Origin of the sequence: Rothia nasimurium, assembly GCF_928391935.1 — a bacterium.
Lineage (GTDB): Bacteria > Actinomycetota > Actinomycetes > Actinomycetales > Micrococcaceae > Rothia > Rothia nasimurium_D.
Map to the genome: position 1 here is coordinate 392,808 of NZ_CAKMTD010000001.1, position 19,585 is coordinate 412,392.

The 19,585-nt window shown below is 60.1% G+C and carries 15 protein-coding genes; 5 read left to right on the forward strand and 10 right to left on the reverse strand.

Features of this window, described 5'->3' with window-relative positions:
- Nucleotides 1–238: 238 nt before the first annotated feature.
- The 4 genes from L7A15_RS01845 (at nucleotide 239) to hisN (ending at nucleotide 4,177) form a co-directional block, all read left to right on the forward strand.
- Nucleotides 239–772: a DoxX family membrane protein gene (locus L7A15_RS01845; RefSeq protein WP_237187945.1), complete on the forward strand. Its 534-nt coding sequence runs from the start codon at nucleotides 239–241 to the stop codon at nucleotides 770–772.
- Between the two features lie 114 nt (nucleotides 773–886).
- Nucleotides 887–2,263, forward strand: coding sequence for a 3-phosphoshikimate 1-carboxyvinyltransferase (gene aroA, locus L7A15_RS01850; RefSeq protein WP_237207980.1), 1,377 nt, complete (start codon nucleotides 887–889; stop codon nucleotides 2,261–2,263).
- Nucleotides 2,263–3,351: a ribosome small subunit-dependent GTPase A gene (rsgA, locus tag L7A15_RS01855; RefSeq protein ID WP_237207981.1), complete on the forward strand. Its 1,089-nt coding sequence runs from the start codon at nucleotides 2,263–2,265 to the stop codon at nucleotides 3,349–3,351. The genes aroA and rsgA overlap by 1 nt, the downstream gene beginning before the upstream one ends.
- Nucleotides 3,352–3,382: 31 nt before the next feature.
- Complete coding sequence (gene hisN, locus L7A15_RS01860; protein ID WP_237187941.1) at nucleotides 3,383–4,177, forward strand: histidinol-phosphatase; 795 nt, start codon at nucleotides 3,383–3,385, stop codon at nucleotides 4,175–4,177.
- Between the two features lie 107 nt (nucleotides 4,178–4,284).
- On the opposite strand, the gene secA is transcribed toward hisN, so the two are convergent.
- From secA to L7A15_RS01905, 9 genes are all read right to left on the reverse strand, one after another.
- Nucleotides 4,285–6,936, reverse strand: coding sequence for a preprotein translocase subunit SecA (secA, locus tag L7A15_RS01865; protein WP_237200370.1), 2,652 nt, complete (start codon nucleotides 6,934–6,936; stop codon nucleotides 4,285–4,287).
- Nucleotides 6,937–7,146: 210 nt separating this feature from the next.
- Nucleotides 7,147–7,788 (reverse strand): ribosome hibernation-promoting factor, HPF/YfiA family, encoded by a 642-nt coding sequence (gene hpf / locus L7A15_RS01870; protein ID WP_237187938.1) that lies wholly within the window; start codon nucleotides 7,786–7,788, stop codon nucleotides 7,147–7,149.
- Between the two features lie 1,048 nt (nucleotides 7,789–8,836).
- Nucleotides 8,837–10,528 (reverse strand): LpqB family beta-propeller domain-containing protein, encoded by a 1,692-nt coding sequence (locus L7A15_RS01875; RefSeq protein WP_237207983.1) that lies wholly within the window; start codon nucleotides 10,526–10,528, stop codon nucleotides 8,837–8,839.
- Entirely contained in the window at nucleotides 10,521–12,209 is a 1,689-nt protein-coding gene (gene mtrB / locus L7A15_RS01880; RefSeq protein WP_237207984.1) for an MtrAB system histidine kinase MtrB, read from the reverse strand. Before mtrB ends, L7A15_RS01875 begins: the two co-directional genes overlap by 8 nt.
- A 3-nt stretch (nucleotides 12,210–12,212) precedes the next feature.
- A complete protein-coding gene (mtrA, locus tag L7A15_RS01885; RefSeq protein ID WP_237187935.1) occupies nucleotides 12,213–12,899 on the reverse strand; it encodes an MtrAB system response regulator MtrA in 687 nt (228 codons plus the stop codon).
- 56 nt (nucleotides 12,900–12,955) lie between these two features.
- Nucleotides 12,956–14,065, reverse strand: coding sequence for a hypothetical protein (locus L7A15_RS01890; protein WP_237207985.1), 1,110 nt, complete (start codon nucleotides 14,063–14,065; stop codon nucleotides 12,956–12,958).
- A gap of 37 nt (nucleotides 14,066–14,102) precedes the next feature.
- The gene (locus L7A15_RS01895; RefSeq protein ID WP_237200366.1) at nucleotides 14,103–14,477 is read right to left on the reverse strand and encodes a chorismate mutase; all 375 of its coding nucleotides are present in this window, start codon (nucleotides 14,475–14,477) and stop codon (nucleotides 14,103–14,105) included.
- A gap of 65 nt (nucleotides 14,478–14,542) precedes the next feature.
- On the reverse strand, nucleotides 14,543–15,736 hold the full coding sequence (gene mnmA / locus L7A15_RS01900) for a tRNA 2-thiouridine(34) synthase MnmA (protein ID WP_237207986.1): 1,194 nt from the start codon (nucleotides 15,734–15,736) through the stop codon (nucleotides 14,543–14,545).
- 310 nt (nucleotides 15,737–16,046) lie between these two features.
- On the reverse strand, nucleotides 16,047–17,279 hold the full coding sequence (locus tag L7A15_RS01905; RefSeq protein WP_237207987.1) for a cysteine desulfurase family protein: 1,233 nt from the start codon (nucleotides 17,277–17,279) through the stop codon (nucleotides 16,047–16,049).
- Nucleotides 17,280–17,425: 146 nt separating this feature from the next.
- Here L7A15_RS01905 and L7A15_RS01910 point away from each other — a divergent pair, with 146 nt between their 5' ends.
- Entirely contained in the window at nucleotides 17,426–17,893 is a 468-nt protein-coding gene (locus L7A15_RS01910) for a tRNA (cytidine(34)-2'-O)-methyltransferase (protein ID WP_237207988.1), read from the forward strand.
- A gap of 77 nt (nucleotides 17,894–17,970) precedes the next feature.
- Here L7A15_RS01910 and L7A15_RS01915 read toward each other — a convergent pair whose 3' ends face one another.
- Nucleotides 17,971–19,557, reverse strand: a complete 1,587-nt coding sequence (locus L7A15_RS01915) for a S1C family serine protease (protein WP_237207989.1) — start codon at nucleotides 19,555–19,557, stop codon at nucleotides 17,971–17,973.
- Between the last annotated feature and the right edge of the window lie 28 nt (nucleotides 19,558–19,585).

Here is a 19,585-nt window from a genome sequence, read left to right on the forward strand (position 1 = left end):
TAGTTATTCAGGGCTGGGGTAGCCACTTCTGTGGGGGCCCTGCTAGGTGTCGGCTGCTGGCGCCCTTCACCTGATAGGGAACTGCGATTTAGGTGCGGGGACATCAGAGAGCATGAAGGTACCTTGCCCTGGTTGAGGAAGACTCCGTGTCCCCGGTGGCCTCCCTCCATTCTCATCTGTATGCTTAGTAGTGTAGTTATGGTCTTGATTTTCTAAGACCCACCCGTCAGGAGGTTTCATGTCTATCGTCCGTCGTTTTGCCCGCCCCTTGCTTGCCTCAAGCTTCATTCTCTCTGGTGTGGATCGTCTGCGTGACCCCGAATCCTCCCAGCACCTGGCTAAGGTTGTAGATCTTGCGGCTACTGCATCCCCCCAGCTGGCCGTACTTCGGGGCCAGGAAAAGCTGGTTGGCCAGGCCCTGGCCGGGACCCAGGTTGCAGCCGGTGCCCTCTTTGCCCTGGGTAAGCTCCCCCGTTTCTCCTCCACCCTCCTGTTCATCACCGGCACCGTCAACTCCTACGTTGAATACCGGGCTGCTGAAGCTGATACCAAGCAGAAGAAACTAGCCCGCCGCAATGCCGCTGTGGTAAACGGCTCCCTGCTCGGCGCTATCGCCATCTCAGCAGTTGATACCGACGGCAACCCCTCCCTGGCCTGGCGGGCCAGCAAGCTGGGCGACCAGGTATCGAAGAAGTCCTCCCAGCTGGCTGCTGATGTGCAGTCCGTAGCCCAGGACGCCCAGAAAAAGGTAGCAGACGTCATCGGCGCCTAAATTTTCTCAGAGTATAGAAACCCCGCACCTTTACCGTGCGGGGTTTCCTCTTGCCCCTGCCTACCGCCTAAAATGGTAGGAGTCTTTAACCCCTAGAAAGCAGGTTCGAAAAGAGTGGTTGACGCCCAGCAGGTAGCTGTACCAGCAGATGGAGATTGGCTGGCCCCCTCGGTGACGGTTTATCCCGGAGCGAGGGCCAGGGTAGAGATTCCCGGTTCTAAGTCGCTGACTAATCGCTACCTGCTCTTGGCAGCCCTCGCTGACTCCCCCTCCGTCCTGCATGCCCCCCTTCATTCCCGGGATTCTGCCTTGATGATAGAGGCGCTCACTGCTCTCGGAGCCCGCTTCGAACGCCTGGAAACAGGCAGCCCCTTTGGCCCGGACTTGCGGGTAACCCCCCTTGATTTTTCAGGTGAGTCCGTACTATCTGCATCGATTGATGTTGGTTTGGCCGGCACCGTCATGCGGTTTGTTCCCCCGGTAGCGGCCCTCCTTCCCGGCGAGTTCGCTTTTGATGGGGATCCCCATGCCCGGGTTCGGCCCATGCTCCCGGTCATTGAGGCCCTGCGAGCGCTCGGGGTAGAGGTCCAGGACGAGGGCCGGGGCGCCCTGCCCTTCACAGTAGTTTCAAACGGTTCAGTCTCAGTGTCAGAGTTAACCATTGACGCTTCCGGTTCTTCCCAGTTCGTCTCAGCCCTCCTGCTGGCTGCCTGCCGTTTCGAGCAGGGGCTGATCCTGCATCATGAGGGGGCGGCAGTCCCGTCCATGCCCCACATTGAGATGACCTGCCAGACCATGCGGGAGCTGGGCATTGATGTTCGGTTTGATGGTGACTCTACCTGGACAGTAAAGCCTGGTGGCTTCCCAGGCTTTGAAGTGACTGTCGAACCCGACCTCTCAAATGCTGGCCCCTTCCTGGTTGCAGCCGTCGCCACCGGTGCTACGGTTACGATCCCCCGCTGGCCTTCGACCACAACCCAGGGCGGCGATCATTGGCGCACTATTCTCCCCTTGTTCGGGGCAACCGTTGAACTTTCCGACGGCAACCTGACCGTCACAGGCCCGGCAGGTGGCGCAGCATCCGGCCTACCCGGAATTGACCTAGACCTGGCTGAAGCCGGGGAACTGGCCCCCACCGTCGCCTCACTCATTGCCCTCTCCCCCGCTGAAAGCCGCCTGCGCGGTATCGCCCACCTGCGAGGCCACGAGACAGACCGCCTGGCAGCCCTGACCACCGAAATCAACCGCCTGGGTGGCCGGGCTGAGGAAACCGAGGACGGCATCCGGGTCCTCTCCCCCGTGACCCAGGGGGGCCTCTTCCGCACCTACGCTGACCACCGCATGGCAACTGCCGCCGCCGTCATCGGCCTGGTGACCCCCGGCGTCGTCGTCGAAAACGTAGAAACCACCTCCAAGACCCTGCCCGGCTTCACCGGCCTCTGGCAGAACATGCTCACCCAGTGGGGAGCCCAGCAGGCAGGTGACCGCTAATGCGCCGCTCCTGGGACGAGTCGGACGTCCGCATCCGCCCCAACAAAAAGGGATCCCGACCCCGCACCAAGGACCGGCCCACCTACCAGGACGCCGAAATCGGCCGCATCATTACGGTAGACCGTGGCCGCTACACGGCCATCCTCGACGAAGGGCAGGCTACTGAGCGGGTCGTCACTGCCGTGCGGGCCCGGGAACTGCGACGCAATCCCGTCGTGGTGGGAGACAAGGTGGCACTCGTCGGTGATACCTCCGGCAAGCCCGATACCCTAGCCCGCCTGGTACGAATCGAAGAACGAACCAACCTGCTCCGCCGCAGCGCCGACGACACCGACCCCGTCGAGCGGGTCGTCGTCGCCAACGCCGACAAGTTGGTCATCGTAGTAGCAGCCGAAAACCCTGAGCCCCGCACCGGCTTCATCGACCGCTCCCTAGCTGCGGCCTTTGACGCCGGGCTTACCCCCATCCTCTGCATCACCAAGACCGACCTCAAACACCCCGCCTGGCTCCTGGACTACTACCGGGATGTTGAGCTGACCATCCTGCTGTCTAAGGCAAAGGACGGCCGTGCCCCCAGCGAAGAGGGCTCCGAAGGTCTGGACCTTTCCCTCGTAGAGCAGCTCTCGGAGCACCTGGACGGCTCCGTGTCCGTCCTACTGGGCCACTCAGGAGTCGGTAAGTCCACCCTGGTCAACGCCCTAACCGGGGCTGACCGGGCCACCGGCCACGTCAATGCCGTCACCGGCCGCGGCCGTCATACCTCATCCTCAGCCCTCGCCCTGCAACCCCGCCAGGCAGCCCCCGGAACCTGGATCATTGACACCCCCGGTATCCGCTCCTTCGGCCTGGCCCATGTTGACCCTGAAAACCTGGTAGCTTCTTTCACCGATATTGCGCCAGGAGCAGCGGACTGCCCCAAGGGCTGTACCCACTCCGTCACTGCCGAGGACTGCGGCCTCACCGCCTACGTCGCAGCCGGGCTCGCTGGGCAGGCCGGGGCAGAACGCCTCGACTCCCTGCGTAAACTCCTCCGCGTCGATGAAGCTGAAGGCGACTCCGAGAAAGAACTCGGCGTCGTCGCCCCCTAACTCCTTCCCACCACCCCAAGGTACACACACCATGAGCAACTACACCGATGACCTCCGTCTAGCCCATATCATGGCCGACGCCGTTGACCGTCTGACCCTCTCCCGCTTCAACGCCGCCGACTTCGCTGTTGAAACCAAACCTGACCTCACCCCCGTCACCGAGGTGGACCGGGAAGCCGAACAGCTCATTCGCTCCCAGCTCTCCCGCGTCCGAACCCGCGACTCCGTCCTCGGCGAAGAGTTCGGCGAAACAGGCTCATCCCCCCGGCAATGGGTTATCGACCCTATCGACGGCACCAAGAATTTCGTGCGAGGGGTCCCCGTCTGGGCCACTCTGATTGCCCTCCTCGACCACGGCAAGCCCGTCGTGGGTGTTGTCTCAGCCCCCGCCCTCCAACGACGCTGGTGGGCAGCTGAAGGTGCAGGCGCCTACACCGGCCGTTCCCTAGCCAAGGCCACCCGACTCTCCGTCTCTGAGGTTGCCTCCCTGGGTGATGCTTCCCTGTCCTATTCCTCCCTGACCGGCTGGCGGGATCTGGGCCTACGCGAGAAGTTCATCGACCTGACCGACACAGTCTGGCGGACCCGCGCCTACGGCGATTTTTGGTCCTACATGATGGTGGCAGAAGGGGTGGTCGACGCTGCTGCCGAGCCAGAACTCGGTCTCTACGATATGGCAGCTCTCGTTCCCATCGTGACTGAGGCTGGGGGGCGGTTTACCTCCCTGGCCGGGCAGGACGGCCCCCACGGAGGCAACGCTCTTGCGACCAATGGCCTCCTGCACGAGCAGATCCTCAATTACCTCGGCACAGACAAGACCCTATAAGAGGAAGTGGCCCCCTCCCAGGCCCCGCACAAGACTACCCTCATAACACGATAAGAGCCGGCTCCCGGAACATTCCGGGGCCGGCTCTTATCGTGAACCGCTAGGTTCTACTTCTTGCGGTTCTCGAAGATTGACAGCTTCTCGATACCCAGGTTCTTGACTTCCTCGGTATGGACCTCAGTGTCACCCTGCTCGGTCGGGGCCGAGTACTGCAGGAACTTAGGCTGGGCAGGAATCTTCAGCTTAATCTTGGACTGGTGGGTACGCTGCTTGGAGAGATCCAGATGGAAGAGGGTTGAAACAGTCTCCTCACGGACAGCCCCCATCATCGACTGATACAGGGCGTAGCCTTCACGCTGGTACTCAACCAAGGGGTCGCGCTGGGCCATTGCTCGAAGCCCAATACCTTCCTTGAGGTAGTCCATCTCGTAGAGGTGATCAGGCCAGTGCTTACCAATGACCGACAGCACTACACGGCGTTCGATTTCGCGCATGCCCTCTTCGCCCACAGACTCTTCACGTTCTGCGTACTGGAGTTCAACGTCCTCAAGGACTTCACGGACGATCGCATCTCGGGTGACCTTGGTGCGGTCGCCAGCCTGCTCAAAGAGATCCTCGGGGGTAATCGAAATGGGGAAGATTGTCTTCAGATTCTCCCAGAGCTTCTCGAAATCCCAGTCCTCAGCATGGCCTTCAGCCACGTGCGCGTCAATAGCTGACGTGACAACCTCAGTACGGAATTTACCGATCTGCTCCTTGAGATCGTTGCCTTCCAGGATTCGGCTACGATCCTTATACATTGCCTCACGCTGACGGTTCAGAACATCGTCGTACTTGAGGACGTTCTTACGCTGCTCAGCGTTACGGGCCTCAACCTGGCCCTGGGCGTTAGCGATGACACGGGAGACGATGTTAGCTTCAAGAGCAGTGTCGTCAGGAGCACCAGCCATCAGGCGGGCAGCAGCCTGGCCGTTGAAAAGACGCATGAGGTCGTCAGACAAGGACAGGTAGAAACGGGATTCACCGGGATCACCCTGACGGCCCGAGCGGCCACGCAGCTGGTTATCAATACGGCGAGACTCATGGCGCTCAGTACCCAGGACGTAGAGGCCACCCAGTTCCTTAACCTCGTCGTGCTCTGCAGCTGAAGCCTTCTCAGAAGCCTCCAGGACCTCAGGCCACTTAGCCTCATATTCCTCAGGGTTCTTATTCGGGTCCAGGCCCAGAGTCTTCATGGTTTCGACGGCCTCAAATTCAGGGTTACCGCCGAGCATGATGTCGGTACCACGGCCAGCCATGTTGGTTGCAACCGTAACGGCACCCTTCCGGCCAGCCTGGGCAACAATGGCAGCTTCACGAGCATGGTTCTTAGCGTTCAGCACCTCGTGACGGATACCTGCCTTAGCCAGCTGCTTGGAAAGGTATTCAGACTTCTCAACGCTGGTGGTACCGACAAGAACGGGCTGGCCCTTCTCGTGACGCTCGGCGATGTCCTTGACGACGGCAGCGAACTTCGCAATTTCGTTCTTGTAGACCTTATCGGGCTGGTCAATACGCTGAACGTCCTTGTTGGTGGGAATCGGAACGACGCCCAGGTTGTAGGTGTTCATCAGCTCTGCAGCTTCGGTCTCTGCGGTACCGGTCATGCCGGAGAGCTTGTCGTACATGCGGAAGTAGTTCTGCAAGGTCACGGTGGCCATGGTCTGGTTTTCAGCCTTGACTTCCACGCCTTCCTTAGCCTCAATAGCCTGGTGGATGCCGTCGTTGTAGCGGCGGCCAGCCAGGATACGGCCGGTGTGCTCATCAACGATCATGACCTCGCCGTTCATCACGACGTAGTCCTTATTGCCCTTGAAAAGCTCCTTGGCCTTAATAGCGTTGTTCAGGAAGCCAATGAGGGGGGTGTTCTGTGACTCGTAGAGGTTATCGATGCCCAGGTGGTCTTCAACCTTATCGATACCGGGTTCCAGAATGCCGACGGTGCGCTTCTTCTCATCAACCTCGTAATCTTCACCGGCTTCAAGGTGCTTGACGATTCGAGCAAATTCACCGTACCAGCGGTTGGCCTCACCCATGGCAGGACCAGAAATAATCAGAGGAGTACGGGCTTCGTCAATCAGAATGGAGTCAACTTCATCGACGATAGCGAAGTTGTGGCCGCGCTGAACCTGCTCGTCCTTGGTCCAGGCCATGTTGTCACGCAGGTAGTCGAAGCCAAATTCGTTGTTCGTACCGTAGGTAATATCAGCCAGGTACTGCTTGCGACGGACTTCAGGGGTCTGGTTGGCGAGAATTACACCTGATTCCATCCCCAGAAAACGGAAGACGCGGCCCATCAGGTTAGCCTGGTACTCGGCCAGGTAATCGTTCACAGTTACAACGTGAACGCCCTTACCGGTCAGAGCGTTGAGGTAAGCAGGTGCCGTAGCGACCAGGGTCTTACCTTCACCAGTCTTCATTTCTGCAATATTGCCCAGGTGCAGGGCAGCACCACCCATAATCTGTACGTCGTAGTGACGCTTACCCAGGGTGCGCTTTGACGCTTCACGGACAACAGCAAAGGTTTCGGGGAGCAGAAGATCAAGCTTTTCGCCGTCCTCGACGCGCTTACGGAAGGCATCAGTTTCAGCGCGAAGTTCGGCATCGCTCAGGGCAGCAAAGCTGTCTTCGAGTGAGTTCACTGCATCAGTGTAAGCACGCAGCTGCTTAAGAACTTTTTTGTCACCGCTGCGGAGTAGCTTTTCCAAGAAAGATGCCACTGAGGTTTGCTCCTTGTATTCAGGCGAAAGTGAATGAGGGCACAGTAGTGCCACTTACTTCCTCTATTGTAGAACACACTTGCTGATATCCGTCCTACATATCCCCCACTTTCCTGTTGTTGCTCAGTGGTTTTACACCACACCAAGACCCCCTCCCTCTAACTAGAGGAAGGGGGCCTTGGCGAAAAAGCTAGGTTAGGGTGTTACAGCCTATGCCTCGTCTGACAGGGTCAAAACACCATAGGACCAACCCTTTCGACGGTAGACCGCCGCAGGTGAACCTGTCTCCTTATCGACATACAGGAAGAAATCATGTCCCACCAGCTCCATACGATCAACAGCCTCTTCAGGGGTGAGATGGTCAGCAGGGAAAGTCTTCTTGCGGATCTCCACGGGCGAATAGGCCTCTTCATGGAGGTCATAGTCCCCTGAGAAAGCCGCTTCTTCAACCGGCACATCATTCACATGAATTTCTGCAATCGATGAGCCTTCTGCAATGACAGGCAGGGAACCTGTTGCCTCTGAGACTGACACGGGGTTCTTACCACCAGCCCGACGGGTCTTACGACGGTCACGGGCCCGACGCAAACGCTCAAGAAGCTTGACGTAGGTTTCATCAAAGACGGCAAATTTATCTTGACCGGTTGACTCAGCTCGAAGGATAGGCCCCTTACCAACAACAGTAATTTCTACCCGGATGACAGCCGGACCATTATGGCCCTCCTTGGTGAACTTGACTTCGATGTCAGTGACGTTGTCGCCCAGGGCTTCGAACTTGGTGATTTTACTTTCGACGTGTTCCTGCAGGCGTTCGCTGACTTTGACGTTGCGACCGGTGACGTTGAGTTCCACGGTTCCCTCCATTCTCAGGGGGTGTAAATACCAGGCTGCGTGAAGGCCAGATATTGGGGATTCCCTCTTCTGGGATTCCTTAAGGTAACTGTACGCCCTTTTGTGTCCTAAGTCATTAGTTTCAGCCAATGTCGAACAAGGCCAGCCGATACTTGTTTTAGGCACACAACGAGGTCTATTCTGTTGACTAATCCTGCTTTCGCTTGGGAACATAGGCTACAGTTGCCCCAGAGAGCACAGTTGCTCCTGCCTCCGTCAAAGCCCGCTTGGCCTCAGCCATAGAAGCCCCGGTTGTCACAACATCATCTGTCAGGACGCAGGGCAGCCGCGCAAGGTCGTACGTCCGGCCCAAAAAACCAAACCGGGGGCTTCTCACCGTGAGCTGCCCCTTCATTCTGGCAAAGCGGTCATGCCTGCCCAGGGCCTTTTGAGACCGTCCCCTCCCCCACGGCGTCGGCCTAGATAACCAGCTGACAGGAGTGAGGGCGTCCAGATAATACACGGGGTACCCCATACCCTGAAGCTGTTTCACGGAGTAGCGAGTTAGCTCCGGCGCTGGAGCATAGCCACGCCTACGGGTTGCTGCCCGGGTCGACGGCAGGGGAACCACAGCAATGTCAGCGTTCGAGAGATCAAGCTGATCCAGGGCCAGCTGCAGTGACCTTACCAGGGCAGGTGCTACATATTTGATGAGGTCTGTCCGGCCTGAATTCTTAAAGGCAAGCAGACACCTGGCCACTTCGTGCTCGTAGCGGGCTGCCGCAAAGACCGGAAAATCCTGCCTCTCCATACCGACAAGAGTTGGGCGGACGGTCGCCAACCCCAGCAAACGCCGACACAGGGAACATAAAGCGGACGCTCCCGTCATCGGCTCCCCATAGGCGCCACAGCTAGCGCACACCCGGGGAAAGACCAGCTCGATGGTCTGGCTGAGCGAAGAAAGAACAGTGGACCTCATGCCACCAGGGTGCCCCGAAAAACAACAGAGAGGCAAACCCTGTGGATAACCTCTGCAAACCAGGTGTTCAGCCCCGAAACCGGGTTACCTCTAGCCTGAGTAATTGACCTCGCGCAGGGAAGACTCAATACGGGTCCACCCACGACCAGCAACAATATAGAGGCCACCGTCACTCGTCATGGCAAGAGCCTGATCGACGCCATTGCCGGTCACAATCCTGTAAATGCCCTGCAAGGAGTCATACTGGGTATCGACGCCAGACAGGGAAACAATTTCAGTCTGTGACGTCTCAACGTTCCACAGAAAGACCTCTTGGTCGCTGTTCCACTCAGCACCCTGCGGGTTGATGTCGGAACCAATGCGGATCGGCTCTAGCAGCTCAGTTGGGGCGCCCTCGTCGTCCCTACGAATAGCTGACACCCAGGCAGCATAATTGGCTTCCCCAATCGAGGTAACCATCAGGGCCCTACTGCCATCGCGAGAAACGCTCAAGCTGTGTAAGGTTTCCTCCCTCAGCCAGGTATCAATCTCCCTGAGTTCACCGGTGTCCTGGCCCACCGGGTAGGCCCGAACCGTTCCAGCTCTTTCAGCAACCCACAACCAGTTCTGGTGATCAAAACTTGAGGTAAGAATCCCTTCACCCCGGAAAATCGAGCGCGAACCACCAGACGTCGCCAACCAGATTTCTGACCGAGAGTCATTACTGTAGGCGAAGAAGGTCTGGGTGTAGTTCATCGCCGGTTGGACGATACGCGCCTGGGGTGACACCTCAACCACCGTCTGCTGGCTACCCACGTCATCAAAATTATTACGGGTCACCAAACGGTTATTTTCTATTGCCACAACATAGGTGGGCATCGGTGGGTTAACCGCAGGTTCCCGATAGTTTTCAAGGGCCTGGGCATCAACAGCCTGATCATTGATGCTCAGTTCCACCTCGCTCACCGAGGGAAGGGAGGTCAGCACCTGTTTTAGCTGGGTACGCAGCCTCTCCAGGGCCAGCGCACTCGCGGTCGTGAGGGCTACCCCACCCGTCAGCTGTATCTCAGCAGTCCCGTTATTGATGGGCACGGAATTACGGGACAGGCGGGTATCTGCAGGAATAGCGGTGACAACAGCCCCTTGCAGGTAGCTGGCAGGCCCCTCAAGCAGGACACGAATCAGGGAGGTCGCTACAGTCGTTCGCTCTGCAAACCACCTGACATCAGGTACAGCATAGGTGAAGGTCGGGTCGTAGAAGTAGAGGGTATAGGGGTTGAAGATATCAGTGAACTCAGTACGGCTGAGCACGGTACCGTCCTGCACCTCAGCAATACGCCATTCCCCATCTACCTGGGTCAGTTTGACGTCAATATCCGTGTCTACCACCGTGGTATAGGAGGTCGCCAAACCCCGGTTATCAATGACGGTGTTGGTAGGAATGGTGAGAGTGAAATTCCCCCCGTCACGGTCTGTCACTGAATAGGCTGAGTTGTAAACAAGCGTCCGGCCATCAGGACGCCAGGACTCAGCTTTTTCAGGGGTCAGATACTCCCGGGCCACCTTATAGTCATCGCGAGCGCCGACACCTGCATGAATAAAACCATCGATGATTTCGGCCGGGCTAGCCCCTGGCTGGGGGCCAGAAATAGACTGGTCTGCCACCACGGGGGTTCCAGTGGTCTGGGGGTCGGCGTAGTGGTTTACTTCTCCCTTGGTGGGGATGGTGGCGCAGGCAGACAGGCCGGCGACGAGGGAGGTGAGGGAGAGCCCTAGGGCGGTTCGACGGGTGACTTTAGACATCGGTTTGCTCCTGGGCTTCTTGGGCGGTGGGCAGGGCCAGGGGACTGGAGGCAGCGATGGCTTGAGGTTCTGCAGGTACCGGCTCACCACTGATCAGCACGGGGGATTCTCCCATGGGAAGGTCCTGGTCAACGGGGATTGTCATGCGGAAGCAGGCCCCCTGCCCCTTGATTCCCCACGCTTCCAGGGTTCCCTGGTGGAGGCGGACGTCCTCAGCGGCGATGGAAAGGCCCAGACCAGTGCCTCCCAGGGTGCGTTTGCGGGAGGTATCTGCCCTCCAGAAACGGTTGAATACCTGTTCTGTTTCCTCAGGTGACAGGCCAATACCGTGGTCGCGGACAGCAATACCTAAGGTGGTATCTGTGACGTCGACGTACACGTCGATCGGCTTGCTTTCAGAGTGTTCTACCGCGTTGAACAGGAGGTTACGAAGCACTCGTTCGATACGCCGGTGGTCCATATCCACCATGATTTCTGTGTGCTCGGTGTGGACTGTCAGGGTGGTGTTGGTGCGTACTAGGTGGGGTTCTACCCCCTTCAGGACCTCGTCCAGCACGGCCATGAAGTCGCCCGAGACAATTTCAAGGGTCTGGGATCCGGCATCGAATCGGGAAATTTCTAGCAGGTCTGCCAGGAGGGAGTCGAAGCGATCGACCTGGTTATAGAGGAGCTCTGTGGATCGCTTATAGAGGGGCTCCATGTTCTCCCGGTTATCGTGCAGCATATCAGCGGCCATGCGCACGGTCGTGAGCGGGGTGCGCAGCTCATGCGACACGTCTGAGACGAACCGCTGTTGCATGGTTGAGAGCTTTTCCAGGCGGGAAATCTGATCTTGCAGGGAGTCAGCCATGCGGTTGAAGCTCATGCCTAGACGGGCCGTTTCATTTTGGCCCCGAACTAGGACTCGCTGGTCAAGGTCACCGGCGGCCAGTTTCTCGGCCGTAATTGCGATGGTTGAGATGGGCCGGACCACGAACCGAGAAATCCACCAGACGATGGTCAAGACAACGATCCAAAGGACACTAAAACCGATCCAGATGATGAGGTTGATGTACTGGACTGTGCTTTGGGACCGGCTGAGGTCGTAGATGAGGAAGAGGGTGTACTCGGGGTTCTGGGGAATCGACACCTTGGTGCCAACGACGAGGATGGGGTGGGGGCGTCCGTCCGCCCCTGTGGTCCGTGAGGACTGCCAGTAAATACCGTTCCCCTCACTCACGCTCGATACCAGGGTGGCTGGGACGTCCCCCAGGCTGACGGCTGCCCCCTGGGTCTGCTCAGCGATAAAACCCTCCGTGGGGGCATTGGGGTCTTTAAGCAGGACCCAGTGCCGGTTGGCGTCACTGGTGCTGGTTTCTAGCACGGTCAGGAAGCGGGCCACCTCTCGCTGAATTTCCGTGCGGCCGGTTGCGTCTGAACCGTTGATGAGGGTCTGGACGTTGCTGAAACCAGCTGCAGATTCTTCAAGGGCCTGGTCTAGGCTATCGCGGAAGAGTGAGTTTGCGATCTGGTGGGAGATGAAGGTTCCAGCGAAAATAAAGGCGCAAAGGAGCAGGCCGGCGGCAGCGGCAACAGCACGGAACTGTAGGGACTGTTTCCATAGCCTCCTCGCCCCGCCAAAGACGTGGCGGGGTTGAGGTCCTGACGCGGGTGAGGACGGGGTCCCCTTGGGTTTGGTCACGGTTTAGCGGGTTCCTGACGGGGCAGCCTTGTAGCCGACACCGCGCACAGTCAGCACGATTTCGGGGTTTTCGGGGTCGGTTTCAATCTTGGCGCGTAGTCGCTGAATATGGACGTTGACCAGGCGGGAGTCCACGGTCTTTTCGTAGCCCCAGACGTTTCCGAGCAGGGCCTCACGGGTCATGACCTGGCCGGGCTGGCGGGCCAGGTTGGCCAGGAGTTCGAACTCTAGCGGGGTCAGGGGAATAACCTGCCCATCGCGGCTGACGGTATGGCCAGCCAGGTCAATGACCAGGTTGCCGATGCGGAGGGGCTCGTTTGCACGGTCTTCACGGGGACGCAGGCGGGCCCGCACACGGGCGAGGAGTTCAGCGGGTTTGAAGGGTTTGGTCATGTAGTCATCGGCACCCGCTTCAAGGCCTTTGACGACGTCTTCGGTGTCGCCTTTAGCGGTCAGCATGATGATGGGCACCTCGGATTCAGCTCGAATCTGGGTGCACACCTGGATTCCGTCCATTCCCGGGAGCATGAAATCCAGCAGAATGAGGTCCGGGTGGTGAGTGACAAAAGCGTCGAATGCTCGATCACCAGCATCGCAGAAGACTGTTTCGTAGCCTTCCTGGGCTAGGACGATACCCACCATCTCTGACAGGGCATCATCGTCGTCTACGACCAGAATGGTTTCTTTCACGCTGGGCTCTCCTTCGTGGGGTGAGGGCAATCTTTGACTAGTTTAGCGGTTTTTGGTTAGCTGTCTTGGCCAATCTCAGACAGGGCACGGGCTGTTTCAGTCAGGTGGTTCAGGACGGTGGTTGCCCGGGGTGGGTCTGTGTCGGCCAGGTTGCCTCGTTCGGTGAGTACCAGCTGGTTGAGGAGGTTCTTCCCCAGGCCGAGGTCCCGCCAGGTGGTCCAGAGGGTCCGGGCGATGGTTCCGGCACTGGTTTTATGGTGGACGTCGACGACCGGCAGGTAGAGGCTGCAGCCGGTTTCGAGGTGGGCAGCGAGCGGTTCCCACGATGAGGTCGCCAAACCGGTGACGTCGATGAGGGGGGTGTCGATTACCGCCTGCACTTCGGGGTGAAGAGCCAGGTAGTCAGTTGAGATCAGGGGGCTTGCCCCCATTTCGTGTACCCCGGTGTGCAGCTGGCTGTAGGTGGATACTAGCTCGTGGCGGGGTAGGTGGCGGATGGTTCGGTAGCCGCTTGAGGTCTTGATGGTGCCTTGAGCAGCGGGTATGAGATGGGGTTCCTCGAATTGCACCAGGAGGGTGGAGCCAGGTGCAGCCTCCCGGAGTAGGCCGAGTAGGCTGTGTAGACCAGCAAGCTGGGATTCGGCCAGGTCCCTGCGGGCACCGTGGTCAGATAGAGCCCTCTCCCCGTTTGTCAGGTAGGTCTGCACCGCTAGGCTGACCGGCCCCAGCAGGCGGATCTTGAGGGTTCCGGTAGGTGTCCCCTTCTCCCGGCCCACTACATCGGCCAGGGCATTGATATCCGATGCCAGCAGGCTGGTGGCGTAGTCCCCTTCCGCTGAGTAGCCCCGGGTGAGACGCCAACCGGCGGCGGTGCCGTCCGCGCTCAAGCCCTCAAGGGCGGCAATCGACCGGGCCAGGAGGGTTGCCCGGTAGCCCCGGTCGGCCAGTTCCGGCAGGTAGCTCAGGTGGGGGTCCCCCAGTTCCCCGCGTACCCGGGTGATGGCATCCACGGGATCCTTCCCCGCCCAGGGGCCCAACCCTGTTGCCCGCACGGTGACGTGGGGGTCAAAGGTAAGGGGCTGCTCAAAGTCCTGACGGGCAGCGAGCATTTCAGCGTCGGTGGGCAGGTAGAGTTCAGGACGCGGACGGCGGGAGCGGGCGGGCACAGCTACCTTTCGTTAGGGCGGGGGCTGGTAAACGAGTTTATCCTTGAGCTTCAGCCTTAATCTGTTCGTGGTGGCGGATAACCTCAGAAATGATGAAGTTGAGAAACTTTTCAGCGAATTCAGGGTCCAGATGGGCAGCTTCAGCCAGCGAGCGCAGCCGCTTAATCTGGGCTTCCTCCCGGCCTGGATCCCCGGCGGGTAGGTTATGGGTTGCCTTGAGGTGGCCTACCCGCTGAGTGGCGCGGAAACGTTCAGCCAGGATATGAACCAGGGCCGCGTCCATATTGTCGATGGTCTGCCGCATGGTGAAGAGTTCTTCAAGGACAGCCGGGGCGACTCCGGTCATTGAGGTTGCCCGGGTGTTGAAGTCGGCGTGGGCCTGGATGTCGTGGGTATCGCTGTTGGTGCTCATGTGTTTAGTCTAAAAACCTCGGTCGGTGGTGCTCACACTTGAGCGCCAGAATTTCACGCTGTGGACTAACCGGCTGTTATGTCAGCCCGGTCCAGGTTGTAGGCACGGGCGATGGTGGACTGGCCCAGTACGCGGGTGCCCTGGTAGATCACCATGGTCTGGCCAGGAGCCACACCGCGCAGTTTCTCGTGCAGGCGCACCACGGTTTCCAGGCGCAGGGCACCGGGCTCAGCGGCTTCATCGTCAATTACCCATTCCAGGTGGGCGGTCGAGGGAACGGGGTCTGCGTGGGCTCGTACCTGGGCGGTGACGTCAAAGGACGCCGAACGGGCACCTTCTACGGGCTCTTCGGATAGGAAGGCTGCAGCTTCTTCTACGGGTAGACCGGCCCAGGTTTCGCGGATACCGCGAATCTCGTCAATTTCGAGCAGGTCCTTACCGCCCACGATGACCTCGTTGGTCTTGGGGCGGATTTCTAGTACGAAGCGGGGCTTACCGTCGGGGGCAGGGTGCCCAATGGCCAGGCCCTTGCGCTGCCCCACGGTAAAGGCCTGGGAGCCGCGGTGCTTGCCGAGCACGCGTCCGTCCGTGTCCTTGATATCACCCTCGGTCATGTCGATGTGCTCTTCGAGCCACTCGCGGGTATCGCCCTCGGGAATGAAGCAGATGTCGTAGGAGTCGGGCTTCTTCGCCACCGAGAAGCCGCGTTCGGCGGCCTCGGCGCGCACCTCGTCCTTGGAGGGGGTATCAGCCAGGGGGAACCAGGCGTGCTTGAGCTGCTCGTGGGTCAGCACGCCCAGAACATAGGACTGGTCCTTGGCCCAGGTTGCCGCCCGGTGCAGCTCCCGGTTGCCGTTCTCGTCCGTGATGACCTTGGCGTAGTGGCCGGTAACAACAGCGTCAAAGCCCAGGGCCACGGCCTTCTCTAGCAGGGCGGCGAACTTGATCTTCTCGTTACAGCGCATGCAGGGGTTGGGGGTGCGGCCGTGCTCGTACTCGGAGATAAAGTCATCAACCACATCTTCCTTGAACCGTTCGGAGAAGTCCCAGACGTAGAAGGGAATCCCCAGCTGGTCGCAGACCCGGCGGGCGTCCATGGAGTCCTCAATGGTGCAGCAGCCGCGGGAGCCGGTGCGCAGGGTGCCGGGCATGCGGGAGAGCGCCAGGTGCACGCCGACTACCTCGTGGCCAGCCTCAACGGCGCGGGCGGCGGCAACGGCCGAATCCACTCCCCCGCTCATAGCAGCAAGAATTTTCATGTGTTTGTCCTCAATATCGATAAAAGTTTGGTGGTGGGCTCGGCAGGACGCGGCCCCGACCGCGACCCTCTCGCTCCTCGCCCTGGGGGCTCGTCGCGATTCACGCCAGCCCCGAGCCAGCGGTCGGTCAGCCGCGTCCTGCCCTCGCCCAGCCGGGTTTAGTTCCAGCGTGCGGCGTCCGGGGCGTGGCCCGCCCTCGCCCGTCCGAGTTTAGTTCCAGAGGGTCCCGGCCAGGTGCCTGCCCGGCCCGCCGTCCTGCCCAGCATTCCCAGCGGTCGGTCAGCCGCGTCCTGCCCTCGCCCAGCCGGGTTTAGTTCCAGCGAGCGGCGTCCGGGGCGTGGCCCGCCATACCTGCCTTTTTGGCTTGGGCCCAGGCGGCGGGCAGGGCAGTAAGAAGGGCGGTGACGTCGTCCTCGGTGCTGGTGTGCCCCAGGGTAAAGCGTTGGGCGCCACGGGCCTCGTCCTCGCTCAGGCCCATGGCCAGCAGGACGTGGGAGGGGCGGGGCACCCCGGCATTGCAGGCTGAACCGGTGGACGACTCCACCCCTGCCATATCGAGCAGGAAAAGCAGGGAGTCTCCCTCGCAGCCGGGGAAGGTGAAGTGGGCGTTGCCCGGTAGGCGGCTAAAAGTGCCGGTTGCTCTCTCCTGGGCGCTTTCGGGGGCGGCCCCGCGTAGCTGGGCTTCAGGTATAGCTGCTAGGACGCCCTCGATCAGGCGGTCCCGTAACTCAGCCTGGCGGCTGGCTTCGGCGAGCAGGTTCTGCCCTGCTTCGGCAGCTGCTGCGCCAAAGCCCGCGATAGAGGCAGCATCAATGGTTCCTGAACGCACGGAGCGTTCCTGCCCCCCGCCGTGGAGGACTGGCATGAGCTGGGCGCTACGGGTGGCAATGAGCGCCCCGATACCCATGGGCCCACCAATTTTATGGGCTGAGATGGCCATGGTGGTGGCACCGGATTCCTTGAAGTTCACCGGCAGGGTGCCAAAAGCCTGGACGGCATCCGTGTGAAAGGGAATTCCAAATTCTGCAGCTACAGCGGCGATTTCTGCGACGGGCTGCACGGTACCCACCTCGTTGTTGGCCCACATGACGGTCACCAGGGCAACAGTCGCTGGGCTCTCACCCACAGCCTGCCGAACCGCTTCGGCGCTCACCACACCGAGGTCGTCCGGAGCGACCCAAACAACCTCAGCCCCCTCGTGATTTTCGAGCCACTCAACAGCATCACCGACAGCATGGTGCTCAATACCCGAGACAATAATGCGGGTAGCCTCCGGGTGAGCCTCTTGGCGTTTCCAAAAAAGACCCTTGACCGCCAGATTGTCAGCTTCAGTACCGCCAGAAGTAAAGATAATCTCAGCGGCATCGCACCCGGCAACCCGCGCGATACGCTCGCGGGCGTACTCAACAGTAGCGCGGGCAGAACGGCCCGCTGAATGCAGGGACGAAGGGTTGCCGCCGATTTTCATCTGCTCTACCACAGCATCAATAGCCTGAGGGAGCATGGGGGTGGTGGCGGCGTGGTCCAGGTAGACCCGGGGCATGGGCGCTGGCCTTTCCGTGGCGATTGGTCAAAACAATTCAGCCTTCCATCATACTCCCCTGGTTGCTGGCGGGGCTATGGACTGCTTCACCTTCTCAACAGCGCCCACCGCGCTTTTATTTCGCGGCGGGCGCGTACACTGGTGGGGTGTTCAAGATTCTTTTTTATACCCCTGAGATTCCGGGGAATACCGGTAATGCGATTCGTCTAGCTGCGATTACGGGTGCTGAGTTGCACCTGGTCAAACCTTTGGGCTTCAACTTTGAGGACGCCAACCTGCGCCGGGCGGGCCTGGATTACCACGATTTGGCTGTGGTGACGGTTCACGAGACTCTGGAGGACGCCTGGGAGGCCCTTGCCCCGGCCCGCGTCTTTGCCTTCACCACCACCGCCCAGAAAAATTTTGCAGACATTGAGTACCAGAAGGGGGACGTACTCATGTTTGGCCCCGAGTCGGTGGGCCTCCCTGAAGACGTCCAGAGCGACCCCCACATCACGGAGAGGGTCAAGATTCCCATGGTTCCGGGCCGTCGGTCCCTGAACCTGGCCAATAGTGCCTCGATTGCTGTGTTTGAGGCCTGGCGGCAGCACGGTTTTCCAGGGGGTAAGATCTAGGGCCACGGTGGCTTAAAACAGCCTGCCGGTAGCTTCCAAGTGAGGAAGCTACCGGCAGGTTTTTCTTGTGTATGAGGTTAGGAGTCTGCCTGGCCCAGGGTGACCTTGATGTCCTGGGTTTGGCCGTTGCGTTGAACGGTGAGGGTGACTTCTTCACCGGCAGCTGCCTGGCGGACGGTGGCGGTGAGCTCGGTAGCGTCGGTGATAGCCCGGCCGTTGACGGCAACCACCACGTCGTTGGCCTTAAGACCGGCCTTTTCTGCTGCTCCCCCGCTGCTGACTTCGCGAATCAGGGCGCCGTCGCCAAAGGCTTCGGAGGAGTCGTTGTTGGCCGGGGAGGTGGTGACGGTGGCACCGAGGAGGCCGTGGGTGGCTGAGCCGTTGTCGATGATTTCCTGGGCGACGCGTTTGGCGTAGTTGATGGGAATGGCGAAGCCCACGCCGATACTGCCGCTGGTGGAGGTGCTGCTTGAGTCGGTGGAGGCAATGGCCACGTTAATGCCGATGACTTCACCACTGGCGTTGATGAGGGCGCCACCGGAGTTGCCGGGGTTAACCGCAGCGTCGGTCTGGATCACGTTGATGGAGATAGTGGAGCTAGCTGTGGTGCTCTGGCTCTGCTGGCCGGGGATTTCGAACTGGAAGGGGGAGGACCCAAAAGGATCAGTAGACCCGGTGTCGGTTCCCTCAGGTGCAGCAGAAGAAGCCACTTCAATGGTTCGAACCAGGTTAGAAACCACACCGGTTGTGACGGTGTTAGACAGGCCCAGGGGTGCGCCAATGGCGACGGTGGTATCCCCAACGTTGAGGTTGTCTGAATCGCCCAGAGTGGCGGGGGTGAGGGTCAGGCCGCTGATGTCGTCCAGCTTGATGACGGCGAGGTCACTGGTGGGGTCAGTTCCGACGACGGTGGCGGTGCGGACGGTGCCGTCAGCCAGCTGCACTTCGATGGAGGCGTTGGCTGTAGCCCCGTCGAGGGTGACGACGTGAGTGTTGGTCAGAATGTGGCCCTCCCCGTCCAGGATCACACCGGAGCCTGAGCCGGAGGCGCTGCTGGATGCGGCGGAAATGGTGACGGTTGAGGGGGTTGCCTTAGCGGCGGCAGCCGTCACCTCATTGACTGAATCGGTGTTATTGACGATGGTGGTGCCCGAGGACACTGAGGCCAGGGTGCTGAAGCCGCTGGAGGTTGCTGAAGTAACGGCACCACCCACGCCACCGCCGATGAGGGCAGCGAGCAGGGCCAGGCCCACCAGGGTGGCGGTGGAGTGCTTCTTTTTGCCCTGTTCGGTGTAGTAGACCGGGGCCCCGTAGGCTAGGGTCTGGTCGGGGTTCTGGGTGGGCTGCTGTTCCTGGTAGAAAGAGGCCCCTGCAGCCTGCTGGTAGCTGGCTGCTGCTGCCGGGTAGGCGGCCTGGGCAGGCTGGGGATGAACGCCAGCCTGGATCTGCTCATAGGACGCGGACGCGGCAGCCCTACCCTCCTGCTGGGCCGGGTTGTAGGTGCCCATCAGCGACTCAGAGCCAGCAGGCTGAGCGGCCCCCTCGGTGGCAGCCTCAGAACCCCCTGTCGCAGAAGCCCCTGTAGGAGGGGTCTTCTGGGCGGGGAAAGGGACGGTCGGGTCGTCGGCGGCGTTTGAGGGCTGGTCCCAGGGGTTCTGTGTCATCGGGAGGTCACTTCTTTCAACTCACAGG